The sequence below is a fragment of the Streptomyces sp. NPDC054872 genome (genome assembly GCF_053610705.1).
Genome location: NZ_JBSGYY010000005.1, coordinates 275,623 through 289,076 on the forward strand (window position 1 = coordinate 275,623; position 13,454 = coordinate 289,076).

The 13,454-nt window shown below is 68.2% G+C and carries 15 protein-coding genes and 1 riboswitch; of the genes, 7 read left to right on the top strand and 8 right to left on the bottom strand.

The genetic code is table 11. The annotated features are described in order from the left end of the window. Nucleotides 1-123: 123 nt before the first annotated feature. The 5 genes from ACWGIH_RS08690 to ACWGIH_RS08710 all read left to right on the top strand — a co-directional run bounded on the left by ACWGIH_RS08690 (nucleotide 124) and on the right by ACWGIH_RS08710 (nucleotide 5,887). A complete protein-coding gene (locus tag ACWGIH_RS08690) occupies nucleotides 124-1,419 on the top strand; it encodes a PAS domain S-box protein (protein ID WP_453444863.1) in 1,296 nt (431 codons plus the stop codon). 537 nt (nucleotides 1,420-1,956) lie between these two features. Next, nucleotides 1,957-2,113, top strand: a riboswitch (cyclic di-AMP (ydaO/yuaA leader). Nucleotides 2,114-2,115: 2 nt separating this feature from the next. After that, complete coding sequence (locus ACWGIH_RS08695) at nucleotides 2,116-2,865, top strand: transglycosylase SLT domain-containing protein (RefSeq protein ID WP_453444865.1); 750 nt, start codon at nucleotides 2,116-2,118, stop codon at nucleotides 2,863-2,865. A 187-nt stretch (nucleotides 2,866-3,052) separates the two neighbouring features. Beyond that, a complete protein-coding gene (locus ACWGIH_RS08700) occupies nucleotides 3,053-4,159 on the top strand; it encodes a hypothetical protein (protein ID WP_453444866.1) in 1,107 nt (368 codons plus the stop codon). Nucleotides 4,160-4,161: 2 nt separating this feature from the next. Then, nucleotides 4,162-5,271, top strand: coding sequence for a hypothetical protein (locus tag ACWGIH_RS08705; protein ID WP_453444868.1), 1,110 nt, complete (start codon nucleotides 4,162-4,164; stop codon nucleotides 5,269-5,271). 67 nt (nucleotides 5,272-5,338) lie between these two features. Then, nucleotides 5,339-5,887 carry a GNAT family N-acetyltransferase gene (locus ACWGIH_RS08710; protein WP_453444870.1) on the top strand — a complete coding sequence of 183 codons (549 nt, stop codon included), beginning with the start codon at nucleotides 5,339-5,341 and terminating at the stop codon, nucleotides 5,885-5,887. 12 nt (nucleotides 5,888-5,899) lie between these two features. Here ACWGIH_RS08710 and ACWGIH_RS08715 read toward each other — a convergent pair whose 3' ends face one another. Next, nucleotides 5,900-6,607 carry a class I SAM-dependent DNA methyltransferase gene (locus ACWGIH_RS08715; protein WP_453444872.1) on the bottom strand — a complete coding sequence of 236 codons (708 nt, stop codon included), beginning with the start codon at nucleotides 6,605-6,607 and terminating at the stop codon, nucleotides 5,900-5,902. A gap of 350 nt (nucleotides 6,608-6,957) precedes the next feature. On the opposite strand from ACWGIH_RS08715, the gene ACWGIH_RS08720 reads away from it, so the two are divergent. Together ACWGIH_RS08720 and ACWGIH_RS08725 are read left to right on the top strand one after the other, a co-directional pair. Next, nucleotides 6,958-7,524 carry a L,D-transpeptidase family protein gene (locus ACWGIH_RS08720; RefSeq protein WP_453444873.1) on the top strand — a complete coding sequence of 189 codons (567 nt, stop codon included), beginning with the start codon at nucleotides 6,958-6,960 and terminating at the stop codon, nucleotides 7,522-7,524. 58 nt (nucleotides 7,525-7,582) lie between these two features. Next, a complete protein-coding gene (locus ACWGIH_RS08725) occupies nucleotides 7,583-8,047 on the top strand; it encodes a polyketide cyclase (RefSeq protein WP_453444874.1) in 465 nt (154 codons plus the stop codon). A 108-nt stretch (nucleotides 8,048-8,155) separates the two neighbouring features. Here ACWGIH_RS08725 and ACWGIH_RS08730 read toward each other — a convergent pair whose 3' ends face one another. From ACWGIH_RS08730 to ACWGIH_RS08760, 7 genes are all read right to left on the bottom strand, one after another. Further along, nucleotides 8,156-9,340: a zinc-dependent alcohol dehydrogenase gene (locus ACWGIH_RS08730; protein ID WP_453444875.1), complete on the bottom strand. Its 1,185-nt coding sequence runs from the start codon at nucleotides 9,338-9,340 to the stop codon at nucleotides 8,156-8,158. Between the two features lie 191 nt (nucleotides 9,341-9,531). After that, the gene (locus ACWGIH_RS08735) at nucleotides 9,532-9,813 is read right to left on the bottom strand and encodes a gas vesicle protein K (protein ID WP_453444876.1); all 282 of its coding nucleotides are present in this window, start codon (nucleotides 9,811-9,813) and stop codon (nucleotides 9,532-9,534) included. Then, nucleotides 9,810-10,046, bottom strand: a complete 237-nt coding sequence (locus tag ACWGIH_RS08740; RefSeq protein WP_453444877.1) for a gas vesicle protein — start codon at nucleotides 10,044-10,046, stop codon at nucleotides 9,810-9,812. Before ACWGIH_RS08740 ends, ACWGIH_RS08735 begins: the two co-directional genes overlap by 4 nt. Continuing rightward, complete coding sequence (locus tag ACWGIH_RS08745) at nucleotides 10,043-10,990, bottom strand: GvpL/GvpF family gas vesicle protein (protein ID WP_453444878.1); 948 nt, start codon at nucleotides 10,988-10,990, stop codon at nucleotides 10,043-10,045. Before ACWGIH_RS08745 ends, ACWGIH_RS08740 begins: the two co-directional genes overlap by 4 nt. Next, nucleotides 10,990-11,355 (bottom strand): gas vesicle protein, encoded by a 366-nt coding sequence (locus tag ACWGIH_RS08750; protein WP_453444879.1) that lies wholly within the window; start codon nucleotides 11,353-11,355, stop codon nucleotides 10,990-10,992. The genes ACWGIH_RS08745 and ACWGIH_RS08750 overlap by 1 nt, the downstream gene beginning before the upstream one ends. Nucleotides 11,356-11,363: 8 nt before the next feature. Further along, a complete protein-coding gene (locus ACWGIH_RS08755; RefSeq protein WP_453444880.1) occupies nucleotides 11,364-12,452 on the bottom strand; it encodes an SRPBCC family protein in 1,089 nt (362 codons plus the stop codon). A 6-nt stretch (nucleotides 12,453-12,458) separates the two neighbouring features. After that, on the bottom strand, nucleotides 12,459-13,403 hold the full coding sequence (locus tag ACWGIH_RS08760) for a histone H1-like repetitive region-containing protein (protein ID WP_453444881.1): 945 nt from the start codon (nucleotides 13,401-13,403) through the stop codon (nucleotides 12,459-12,461). Between the last annotated feature and the right edge of the window lie 51 nt (nucleotides 13,404-13,454).

The window sequence follows — 13,454 nt, forward strand, 5'->3', positions numbered from 1 at the left end:
GGCACAGACGGCGCCGGACGGCCGCCACTTCGGCCGAGAACCGAGCATGCGCGAGATCGACGCGGGATACGCATCGCCTGGTGACTGTGCGTCAACCAGTTGAATACGGACGGAGAAACGACTGTGAACGACTCCAATCTCAAGGCACTGCTCGAACACCTGCCTGCGTTCTGGTGGGAGGTGGACCAGCCGTGGCAGGTCCTGGAGAGGGGAGGCGGCGCCTTCGCCGACACCGGGACCGCGCAGCGCTTCCTGGAGCGCATGCACGAGGAACTCTCGGACCCGGGGCATCCGCCGGAGGAGGTCAGCTGGCAGGCGCAGTTCGACGGGCGCACCTTCGACGTGAGCTGGCCTCTGGACGAGACCCGCGCCCACCGTCGTACGCGTGGTCTCGCGGTGGAGGTCGACGCGCACGCCCCGCACCGGTACACCACCTTCGCGGACCTCGTCGATCTCGCCCCGGCCGCCGCGTTCATCCGGGACCGCGCAGGACGCTATCTGTGGGCCAACCACGCCTACGCACACCTCTACGGCACCACGCCCAAGGAACTCACCGGCAGATACATCGAAGACTTCGACGCCCCTGCCGAGGCCGTCCAGTTCCGCGCCCTGGACCAGGAGATCCTCACCCGGGGCACTCCGGTGCGGCACACCCTCGGCTATCGCCGACCGGACGGCAGCGTCGGCCAGGCAGCCGGGCACCGCTTCCCCGTGCGGGAGAACACGGAGGCTTGCGTCGCCGGAATCTATGTGGACATCACGGACCACCTGCGCGCCCTGGTCCAACGCCAGGAGGCGGAGGAGAACCTGCAGGCGCTGCGGGACCACAGCGGTCTGCCCTGCGCGCTCCTTTCGGCCAACGGGCGGGTGATCGAGGCGAGTTCGGCGGCCGCCGATCTCTTCCACGTCGGCCTGCCCGATCTGGTCGGCCGTCGCGCGCACACGCTGCTCGCTCCCGCCCCTGCCTCCGACCTCGATCAGCTGCACCGCAGATGGAACGGTCTGATAGCCCGCCGCACCAGACGGGTGGAGACATCCGCCGTGCTCGTCGACGCCCGGGGGCGGCAACGCCGCGCGCAGCTGCACCTGACGACGGTCGGCCATTCCGCTGCGCACGCCCGTCACGTCTGGGCCGTCGTCACGCATCAGAGCCTCGCTCACGAGGCCCACCCCTCGCTCACGGCCGCACAGATCCGCATCCTCTCCCTCCTGGCGGAGGGCAGCAGCAACAGTGACATCGCCGCCTCGCTGCGGCTGTCCCGGCAGACGGTGGACTACCACCTGAGCCGCCTGCGGCAACTCCTGGGCGCCACGACCCGCCCCGCCCTGGTCGCCCGGGCGTACGTCCTCGGCATCCTCGCCCCGCGCGCCTGGCCCCCGCGTTCGGCCACGGCAGCCCATCCGCTCAGCTCTGCCTGACGGGCAGAATCCAGGACCCGGGAGTCAACACCGCTAAATTGCCCGGCTCCTGACGCGAACTAGCCTTTTCCGCTTGCCAACTGGGCGCCGCAGACATGGCGGTTGGGGAATTGCCACCCACCGCCCGACTCCGATCCGCTCCCCGGCGACGAACTGAGGCCTTTATCGAGCGCCGCCATAAGACGCCCACCGCTGGGCACACACCAAAAGGCAGTGCCCGTTTTGACACGAAAAATGGGCATCGCAGTATGTCCGGTTTTGCGAATAAGGACACTTCTACACCCACTTGGCATCGCGACGCAGTGGAATGAGTCACACCCGCGGAACGAGCTCCAAAGGGCCGCTCGGCGCATTTTCGTTTCACCCAAACAAAGTTGAGGCTAATTGATCAATGAGCCCACGAGCCGCGAACTCCGGGAATGGGCCTCGCGCATTCCCGGAGAAAATTCCGCCCTTGTTCCGTCCGGGCATTCTCGCCTAACCTCACCGTCAATCCGGATGGAACGCCGAATCCTGCCGCTGTCCGGAAACCCTTCCCGTACTCACTCACTTACGCACGGCAGGAGCGGGGGACCCAGGTAAGCCGCCGATCCGGATTCCGGAACGGCTCGGGGTGAAGTCGCATTCACAGTGCGACCGGACATCTCCCGTCCGAACCCGACAGCTCACCTCGTAGGCGACGGAGAGGAATTCGTCATGCCTGCAAAGGGTAAGCACCGCCGTCCCAAGTCCAGCTCGCTCAGCCGGGGCATCGCCGCGGCAGGCACGGGCGGCGCCGTGCTCGTCCTCCCGGTGATCGGCGCGACCGCCGCCGCCGCGGCGCAGCCCGCGGCGGCCGCCAAGCCCGCCGCCGCCCCCAAGACGTACGTCGTCGCCGCGGGAGACTCTCTCGCCAAGATCGCCCGCGAGCACTCCGTCAGCGGCGGCTGGAAGAAGCTGTACGAGGACAACCGCAGCATTCTGGGCGCCGACCCGAAGCTGATTCACCCCGGCCTCAAGATCACCGTCGGCCAGAAGGCTCCGGCGGACGACGCGGCCGCCTCCAAGGCGTCCGACGAGCGGGCGGACCGCTCCGAGCGCTCGAATGCCGCCAAGCCCGCCGTCGCCCCGGCGAAGAAGACGTACGCCAACAACCTCGACGGCTGGATCAGGGAGTCGCTCGACGTCATGGCCCAGCACGGCATCCCCGGCACGTACGAGGGCATCCACCGCAACGTCATGCGCGAGTCCTCCGGCAACCCGCTGGCCATCAACAACTGGGACGTCAACGCCGCCGCGGGAACCCCGTCCAAGGGGCTCCTGCAGGTCATCGGCCCCACCTTCGACGCCTACCACGTGACCGGCACCTCGCTGGACAGCTACGACCCGGTCGCCAACATCACCGCCGCCTGCAACTACGCGGCCGACCGGTACGGCTCGATCGACAACGTGAACGGTCCCTACTAGGGAAACCCGGTCTGGATCGCCCTGAGCCCCGGCACGCGCTGCGTCCGGGGCTCAGGGCTGCCCGCACCCCCCGGGCACGGGCCCGGAGAATCGCTCCCTGGACGCACCGCGAATTGGCATGCACCCGTCTATTCACGGACGGGTGCATGCCCATAAGGTGAGCGACCTTCGCGTTCTGGGGGGTCTCATGAACGGTCTCCGTGCGGTCGTCATCTGCCTTGTCATCGCGTGCACCGCGGTCGTCACACCCGTCACGCTCGTATCTCCTGCCGCGGCTGTGCCGTCCGCCGAAGCCGACGCGCCGCGCGTGACGCCGAGCTGGTCGGCGCTGCCGGTGCCCGCGGCCGCACCCCCCGTGACCGTGTCCGATCTTGCCGCCCGCGGCCCGGGCGAGGCCTGGGCGACCGGGTACGAGCACACCACCGACTGGGTGCGGCCGATGCTGTACCGGTGGGACGGCTCGGCATGGAGCCGGGACAGCAGCTTCCCCGGCGCCGAGAAGTCGGGCTGGCTCGGCAAGGTGCAGTTCGTCGGCAAGGAAACATGGATCTTGCACAACCGCGAGGGAACGGGCGAGATCCTGCGCCGGTCCGCGGGAGGGGCGGAAGGGTGGAGCACCATCCCCCTGCCGCAGACCTTGTGGACCTACCAGGACTTCGCCGCCGTGCCCGGTGCCGCGTGGGTGGTCGGTGAGGACGACACCGGGCTGAAGGTCCTGCACTACGACGGCTCCGGCTGGACCACACAGTCCACCCCCGAGGGCGTGCTGTACGTGATGGGGATCACCGCGCGCACGGCCACCGACGCCTGGGCCTGGGCGGACACCACCAGCGGGACCACCGTCCTGCGCTGGGACGGCACCGCCTGGCGGGACGCGAAGGTGCCGCTGCCGCCGAACAGCAACGTCCACACGATGCTGCTCGAACCCTCCGGCCGCGTCACTGTCGGCGGCAGCCAGTACACCGACGGCGCGCCGCGCACCTACCTCATGACCTGGAACGGCCACACCTGGCGCACCACCTACCCGCCCCTGGGCGACACCTACACCGAGGCCATGGTGCGCGGTCCGGACGGCGCGTTGTGGCTGCCCGTGCGCAGCGACCGCGCGTTCCAGTCGAAGTACGCGCGGGTCAACGGCTCCCGCACCACCTTCTCCTACGGTCTTGAGCGCACGAACGCCATCGACGTGAAACCGCGAGCGCTGACGAGGGCCGGGTCAGCGCTGCTGTCCTTCGGGACCGTCGAGATCTACGGCTCGAAACCGAACCTGATGAGCGAGCGGCTGGGAGGCTGACCATGGTGCGCCGACTTCTCGTCGCGGTCCTCGCCGTCGCGATGACCGCCATCACCGTCATGAGCTCGGCCGCGGCGGAGCCCACTGCCTGGCGACACGTCCCGGTGCCGGCCCAGATACGCCCGCAGGCCGGGCTGAACGAGGCCGTGGCGTTCGGTCCTGACCGGGCATGGGCTGTCGGCTCCGACGCCGTCGGCCGCGAGGCCCCTGGCTTTCCGCTGATGTTGCGCTGGGACGGAACCGCGTGGCAGCGCCAGAGTCTTCCCAAGATCAGCTGGCAGGGAGACCTGCTGTCCATCGCCGCGACCTCACCGACCGCGATCTGGGCGGTCGGCCGCGACTCGGCGGGCGGCGCCCGCCTGCTGCGCTACGACGGCACCACCTGGCGCGAGAGCCGGCCGCCCCGCGGTGTCCTGCTGACCAAGGTCGTCACCGGCGGCGGTGAGACCTGGCTGATCGGTTCGCGGGACGGAGCGCAGGTCTTGCTGCGGCGGGACGGGAGCGGCTGGCAGGACATGCCGGTGCCACCGGGAGCCGTCTACGGCATGCACATCCTGGCGGCGGACGACATCTGGGCCGCGGGCGCCGGCAACTCGGGGGCGGCGGTCTCGCATTGGAACGGGCAGGAGTGGCAGCAGACGATCGTGGACGGGTTCCCGAGGTCGGCCGTGGGCAGTGTGCTCGCGGTCTCGCCGACGGAGGTATGGGCGGGCGGCACGGCCGGGTTCGTCGGTGGCCCGGTGGGCAAGCCGATTCCGCCCCTGCTGATGCGCTGGGACGGGAACACCTGGAACCGGGTGGCCGTGCCCACCGGCTTCGGTTCGATCAGTTCGTTCGCTCCCGCCGCGAACGGCGAGCTGGGCTGGGTCTCGGTGGCCAACTCGCAGAAGTCTGGTCCGCCCGGCAGCTACCCGCCACTGGTCCCCGGGCCGGATTTCCTGTCCTGGGACGGCCAGTCGTTCGCGGAGTACAGCGAACCGGCGGTGGCCGGAGAGGGCGACTCCCGGACGCTGCAACTCGCGCCGGTGCCGGGTACATCGACGGTGTGGTCGGTCGGCCGCGCCGCCGGGCCCGAGAACACCTTCGCTCCGCGCACGCAACGCTTCGGCTGAGATGCCTTACAGAGAAGCGGACCACCAAAGTGATCCACTTCTTGAGAAGAGGTCCTAGCATTGGCCCATGCCCAACAAGCCGTCACGAGTCGAGCTGTGCCCGCTCACCCTCGCCGACCAGGACGAATTCTGCACGCTGGTGCGGGCCAGCACCGAGCTCCATTCGCCGTGGATGCAACTGCCCACAGCAGCACAGGAGTTCCAGGACTGGATGCGCCGCTTCAGTGACGGCACCACCAAAGGCTTTCTGATCCGCGTTCAGAAGACCGGCGCGGCGGCCGGGATGGTGAACTTCAACTCGATCGTCCGGGGCCGCTACCAAGGCGCGTCACTCGGCTACGCGGCCTTCGCCCCGTCCGCGGGGCAGGGTTACATGACCGAAGGGCTCACCGTCGCCCTGCGGCACGCCTTCAACGACCTGCGCCTCCACCGTCTTGAGGCCAACATCCAACCGGCCAACCATGCGTCCTTGGCCTTGGTCCAGCGCCTGGGCTTTCGTTACGAGGGCTTCTCCCCCGACTATCTCTATATCGACGGCGCCTGGCGCGACCACGAACGCTGGTCCATCACCGCACCGCCACCCTGGCAACCCGACCCTTCGCTTCCCCGGGTCTGACTCGCCGCTTCACTACACCCTCACGTACTGACAGAACCGCTCGTCGGCACCGACCTGCCGACGGAAACCGCACTGCTCCAGAAGCCGGTCGGCGTCGGCTGCACCGAAGACGCGATATCCCGAGCGCTGATGCGCCACCACCGTGCTCCCGCGCATCACGTAGTAGTCCTTGGTGAACCGGCCCCCTCCCGCCGCCCGGGACTCCTGGACGTAGGCAAGCCCTCCGGGTAACGCCCGCCTATAGGGGTGATGCGCATCCTGAACCGACAGGATCAGAAGTCCCCCCGGGCGCAGCACTGTTGCGAGATTCTTCAGACCCTTGATGTTGTCGCCCTCCTCCACCAGGTGACTGCCCAGCGTGATTTCGTCGCCTTCACGGAGGCAGTACCAGATTCCTCCGACGGAGAAGGCGACGTCGAATTTCGATTCCGGAACGGCGTGGAGAATGTCCAGCTCGACGAGCGTCACTCGGTCCCCGAGTCTGTTCCGGGCCTGGGTGAGCATCTTCTCGGTGTGGTCAATGCCGGTGATCCGCATGTCGGCGGGCCCCATCGCGAGCAACTGATCGCACATCAGCCCTGTGCCCACGCCGAGTTCCAGGACATCCCTGCGGTCGCCGATGAGTTCCCGCAGACCCCGTGCGTAGGCGTCGTAGTCGTAATAGCCCGAGGTCATGATGAGGTCGTAGTGCGGCGCGAGAGCGTCATAGGAGTTGGTCACGCGCGGCACCGTACCGACAGCTTCCCGTCCCGGGAAGAGCGCAACTCGATGTGCGCCGGGGCAGGGGGTCGGCAGCGGTATGGCCGACCATCGGTCGTGTGACGGCCGGCCCGACACGCGCCGAGCTTCCGAGCGAAATAATGGAATGGGCTGATAATGCGAGAGTGCTCAAAACCACGCTGCCCCGACTGATTCTCCCCTTGCTCATCTGCACGGTTTCTCTCAGCGGATGCAGCGACGAAAGAGCTCCGGCCGACGGCCGGTCGGGCAATCACGCGCCGCCGCACAACGCTTACGGCAAAATCCCGCCGCCGGATCGGGCCACGTCGATCCCGCAACTCGGACCGGGCATGCAGAAGGCCGTGGACCGCCGGGGTGCCAGACAGGTGGTCCTCGTGTCGGGGGACGCACCCGACTCCAGTTACGCGACGGTTCACCTGTTCGAGCGCGACGCCAAGGGCGGATGGCGCAGGGTCTTCGAGCCGTGGCCGGCCCGCAACGGCCAACGCGGCTGGACCGAGCACCACACCGCGAGCGACCGGAGCACTCCGGTAGGGGTGTTCGGGCTGAGTGACGCCGGCGGGCTGCTGCCCGACCCGGGTTCCAAGCTGCCTTACGACCAGTCCCCCGTGTACGACGAGGACGGTGTCGGCTTCCTGGGTCAGTCTCTCAGAGGGGCCTTCGACCACGTGGTGGCCATCAACTACAACCGACAGCCCGGCACCCCGCCCAGGGACCTCGTACGGCCCCTGGGGCCCGAACGCGGCGGCGGCATCTTCATCCACATGGATCACGGCGGTCCGACCCAGGCATGCGTGGCGCTGCCGCGCAAGAAGATGACCGAGCTCCTGAAATGGCTCGACCCCGACATGAAGCCGGTGGTCGCCATGGGTGATGTCGAATCAGTCGCTCGTTGAATCCGGACCACCGGCTTCTGCTGGTCCTGGGTCACATGATCGTGCGAGGGTGACCCGCATGACGACAGAGCGATTCGAAGTACAGCGTCAGGTGGCCGCCTCCCCGGAGAAGATCTTCGCGTTGCTGTGCGAGCCCACGGGACACGTGGCGATCGACAGTTCAGGCATGCTGCAGTCCGCCGAGGGAAAACCCGTCCGCGAGGCCGGTGACGAGTTCGTCGTCCACATGGACCGTGAGGCGTTGAACGACTACCCCCTGGGCAAGTACGACGTCACGGTGATCATCACGCGGTTCGAGCAGGACGCTCTGATCGAATGGACCATCTCCGGCCAGATACAGCCACCGATCCGCCACCTGTACGGCTACCGCCTTGAGGCCCACGACGGCGGCACACTGGTGACCTCGTACTACGACTGGAGCGAGATCGAGGAACGGTACCGGGACGCGAACATCTTCCCGGTCATCCCCGAGGCAGGCCTCCGCGCGACCCTCGGAATCCTGGCACGCAACGTGGAACAGTGACCACCGCGGCGCCGCGGCCCGAGCAGGGTCGTTGCGTCACCGGCTGTCCGTCATGCCGCCCGTCACAGCCGTCACTTCGCCCACGGTGCAGCTCGAATCGGCGTCGGGTCAAGGCTTGAGGAGCGTCTTGATCATGCCGTCTTCCTTGGCCTGGAAGGTCGCGTACGCCGTCGGCGCGTCCCGCAGTGGCAGGTGGTGCGTTGCGAAGCTGTCGACGTCCAGCGGGTCGTCGTCGGTGAGGTGGGGGCGGATGTCGTCGATCCAGCGCCATACGTTGGCCTGCCCCATACGCACCTGCAGTTGTTTGTCGAACATCTTCAGGAGCGGCATGGGGCTCGCCGCGCCGCCGTAGACGCCGCTGATGGAGAGCGTGCCACCGCGACGGACGATGTCGATGCCCGCGAACAGGGCGCTCATGCGGTCGATGCCCGCCTTCTGCATCATCGGGCGGGCCAGCTTGTCGGGCAGGATGCCGGTGGCCCACTGCGCGGCCTGCGCGACGGGCGCGCCATGCGCTTCGAGGCCGACCGCGTCGATCACGGCGTCGGTGCCCCGGCCCTGGGTGAGGTCGCGGACGGCGTCGCCCAGGTCCTTCTCGTGCTCGCGCAGGTCCAGGATGGTCACGCCGTGCCGCCGGGCCCGTTCGAGGCGGGCGTCGACCAGGTCCACGCCGATGACGAGTTCCGCGCCACGCAGTCGCGCGATGCGGGCGGCCATGTCTCCGATGGGCCCAAGGCCGAGGACGGTGACGCTGCCGCCGGCGGGGATGTCGGCGTACTCGACGGCCTGCCACGCGGTGGGCAGCACGTCGGAGAGGTAGACGAACCGGTCGTCGGGCGGCCCGTCGGGCACCTTGATGGGCAGCTTGTTGCCGAAAGGCACCCGCAGCAACTCGGCCTGGCCGCCGGGGACTTGACCGTAGAGTTTGGTGTATCCGAAGAGGGAGGCACCGCTGCCCATGGACGTGACCTGGGTCGTCTCGCACTGCGAGTGCAGGCCCCGGTCGCACATCCAACAGGTGCCGCAGGAGACGTTGAAGGGGATCACCACGCGGTCCCCGACCGCCACACCGGTGACGTCGGGTCCGGTCTCGGCGACCACGCCCATGGTCTCGTGCCCGAGGATGTCACCCGGTTCGAGGAACGGTCCGAGGACCTCGTAGAGATGGAGGTCCGAACCGCAGATCCCCGTCGAGGTCACCTGGACGATGATGTCGTCGGGCTTCTCGATACGGGGGTCGGGTACCTCCTCGACGCGTACGTCGCGCTTGCCGTGCCATGTCAGTGCGCGCATTCTCAAGCGCCTCCTCAAGTCGCTGGCGTGCTGCTTCTTTCCGTGGGCCCCTCTGCCGGGCTGGTCACGCTGTTGTCCGTCCCGGCGTAGGAAGCCGTGGGCCGGTGATCACCTCGGGTACCTGAGAAAGCCCGAATAATGCATGGCTTCGGTGCTCCTTCGGCGCAAGGCGGCCACCACCGCGCACGACGTCAGTCATGCGGCAGCAGGGAGCCGAGCGGACCCAGGTCGAGATTGAGGTCTTCGCGACGCAGTCCGTGCCGCTCGCAGAGGTCGGTCATGCGTTCGTCGAGAAGCATGAGCGCGGTTCCGACTCGTTCCTCTTGTTCGTCGGTGAGGTCCCCGGCGTCGAACCGGCGCACGGCTTGGCGCTCCATCAGCTGGCGGAGCAGTTCGACGACGGTCAGGACGAGGGAGGCCAGGTCACGGCCGACCGCGTCGGGGTCCAGGTCCACTCGGGAAGTCGCGCTCACAGTGGCCCTCCGTCGGCCCACGGCGCCGGGACCCGCTCGCTCACGGACGCCAGCAGCGCGTGCAGCGAGATCCGTACGAGGGGCACCTCCGCGATGGCGATGACGAGGTCGCCGCTGACGACGACTCCGGTGGCCAGCACCCGGTCGAGGAGGTCGACGAGGGGAACTCCGATGGGCGCGCCGCTGTCCGGTCCCTGCCAGGCAACCGGTTGGGGGGCCGTGTGCGGGCTCATGTGCGGCTCCCTACGGCGCCGGGGCCGGGTCGGCCGGCGAGGCGGCTCTTCGACTGCGGCGCGTCATGCGGTGTGTCGTGTGGGCTGCGGTGCGGTGCGTCGTGTGGGCCGTGGTTCGGTCGGTCGTGTGTTTCCGTGAGGGAAGCCGCGTCCACGAACGAGTAGGGCACCCAGGGCCCGGTGACCTCCACCTCGCAGCCCTCGAACTCGGGCGCGGCCCGCAGCCGGTCGAGCAGTGCGTTGAACTCCGGTGCACTCCGCTCGGGAACCAGATAGGCGGCGTTCAAGATCTGCGTACGGTCACGGCCGACGATCTCGGCGCCGTGCAGTCGGCGGCGCACGGTCGCGTCCGCGATCGAAAGGACGGCACGGTCGAGCAACTCGGCCGCATCCACTGCGCGTTGGCGGCGGTCATCGCGTTCCTGTCCTCGCTCGCGCAACCGGGCCAGATAGGCACGTCCGCTGGGTGCGGGCGCCTCGTCGCGCGCCGGGGATTCCTGCGGGGGCCGCGGATCGAGCTTCCGGCCGGAGAGCAGGTTGACCTTGACCGCCCACTCGTTCCGGCCCGTGATCCGTTCCAGAGTGCGCTCGAAGCGCGGCACATCCGCCACCAAGGCGGCCCGACACCGCTCCTCGGAGTGATACAGCGTGGCCAACGGGAGCGGGATCGCCCCGCCCCGCGCGGCGAACGCGGTCACCACCGTGTGGTGGTCCCGTACACAGCGTTCCAGCGTCGCGGGTTCGGAAAGCCGCTCGCGCAGTGCCTCTTCGGAGTAGTCGTCGGCCGGAACGTCCTGGACCACGGCCCACAAAGCACCGGCCGGGACCAGACGCAGGGGGCCACCGCCTTCGTGGCCCGCCAGATCCGGGGGCAACTCCGGTCCTCGGCCTCGTCGGACGGCGAACACACACACGGCGTGCGCGGGCTCTTGCGCTGTTGCCATCAGTGGGGCTTCTCCTTCATGCGTTCCGGTCGCCTCGGTCCGTCGTCGGCGGGAGTGAGCTCTTCCAACTGGGCGCGCAACCGCCGGTTCTCCTCGCGGAGATCGTCACGGGCGGCGCTCGACGACAGGGCCGGATCGGTCTCCCACCAGTCGATGCCGGCCTTGCGCGCGGTGTCCACGGAGGCGATGAACAGCCTGAGCCGGATGGTGAGCAACTCGATGTCGAGCAGGTCGATCTTGATGTCGCCGGCGATGACGATGCCCTTGTCCAGCACCCGTTCGAGGATGTCGGCGAGGCTCCCGTCAGCGGGGCGGCCGAGGTCCGATCCCTGCGGTGACGAGCGCCAGGTGTCGAGTTCGTCCATGGAGCCGTTCACCGCCTGCGGGCGGATCGGGCGCGGCGGGGCCGTCGGGCGCCCCCGTCTTCCTCGCCTTCACCGTCCTCCTCATCCTCCTCGTCTTCCTCATCCTCCTCGGCGTCCTCGTCCCGCTCCTCTGGTTCGTCCTCGTCGGCGTCCTGGTCGTCGTACTCCTCGGCGCCTTGGTCGTCGTACTCCTCGTCGGCGTCCTGGTCCTGGTCCTCGTCGTCGTACTCGGACTCGGAGTCGCTGTCACGGCCCTCGTCGTCGTAGTCGTCGTCCTCCAGGCCCTCCTCGTGGGTGCGGACGACCTCGCCGTCCCGGATCTCACCGCGCCAGCCCTCCACCTCGTCGTCCGCGTTGAGCGTCACGTAGCGGGCGAAGTGCTTGAGGTCGAGCCGCAGGCGGCGTCCCTGAGCACGCCACAGGTTTCCGGTCTTCTCGAAGAAGCCGGCGGGGTAGTACTCGACGATCACGACGACACGGGTGAGCGTCGGGGCGAGCTCGTGGAAACTGACGGCCCCGCGAGTGCTGCCCTTGCTCCCCTCCGAGGACCAGACGATCCGGTCGTCGGGCACCTGTTCCTGGACCGTCGCCTTCCAACTCCTGCTGGACGGACCGACCTTCAGCTTCCAGTCCGAGCTCACGTCGTCGTCGGACATCGAGACACTGCGGACACCCTTGGTGAAACCGCTGAACTCCTCGTACTGGGTCCACTGGTCGTAGACCGTCCGCAGCGGGACACCCACGTCGATCACCTCGACGATGTTGGTGACCTTCGTGTCGCCTGATCCTCCCCCGCCACCACCGGAGGAGAACAGGTCCTTCGCCTTGCCGACGACGCTGTCCTTGAGGTTTTTGGCCTTCTCCGCCACGACGGCCTTCGCGGGCGAGTCGCCCTGCAGCATCCGGGCGCCCATCTTGGGGAGGGACCCGCCGTTGTCCGCCACGTCCTGCAGTTTGTCGGTGAGACCACCCAGCGCGTCACCCAACTTGTCCGTCAGGTTCTGCGCCTGCGCATCGAGAAAGTCGGTGAACCCATCACGCAGCCGGTCCATGCCCGACTCCTCGCCGCTGCCGGCGCTCTTCTTCCGTTCGGCCATGGCCGGTCAGCTCCTCTGCCTCGAACGCGACGTCGTCGCTCTGCCGCTCGACCTCTTGGCGGCACCGGTCTTCTTCGCTGTCGTCTTCTTCGCCGCGGACTTCTTTGCCGTTGTCTTCTTTGCCGTTGTCTTCTTCGCTGTTGTTTTCTTGGCTGTTGTTTTCTTCGCCGCTGTCTTCTTCGCCGTCGACTTCCTCGGCGTCGACTTCTTCGCTGCCGTCTTCTTCGCGGGGGTGGACTTCGCCGTTTTCTTCGCCGCTGTCTTCTTCGTCGCCGTCTTCTTGGCGGAGGCCGACTTCTTCGCGGCGGTCTTCTTCGCAGGGGTGGCCTTCTTCGCCGGAGTGGCCTTCTTCGCGGCGGACTTCTTGGCGGGGGAAGCCTTCTTCGCCGGGGCCTTCTTTGCCGGGGCCTTCTTTGCCGCGGCCCTCTTGCCGGAGGAGGCCTTCTTCGCCGCCGGTGGTTCCGCACCGTCCTTGCCGCCCCTGGACCCTTCGCGTTCAGTACGCGCTATCGCGGACTTCTTGCCCTGGGACTTCTTCGCTCCCGACCTGGGGACGGAGCGTTCCCGACTCGCTCTCCGCCGCGGCGTCGACCGGCGATCCGTGTCCCGGCTCGGGCGTCGGCGGTCGTGGTCGTGACCGTGTTCGTCACGGCCTGCGGCGCTGCGGTGTCGACGTGAGGTCCGGCCACGAGAAGGCGACGACGGCTCGTCGTCGTCTTCCTCGTCGCCGCCTTCCTCGTCATCGTCCACGTCTTCTTCGTCGTCGTCTTCTACGTCATCGGCCTCGTCGGCCTCGTCGTCGTACCGCGCGTCCCGGTCATCCCAGTCGTCGTCCTGCTCGTCATCCTGCCCGTCGTCCGCGTCCTGCTCCCGTGACGACCTCAGAGCCTGTGTGCGCTCGGCGAGTCTGTCCGTGAAGGACGACATCTGACGGCCGGCCGCGGCGGACATCGCGGCCCGCCCCGCGTCCAGCAATTCGCCCCGCACCTGTTCACTGAGGTC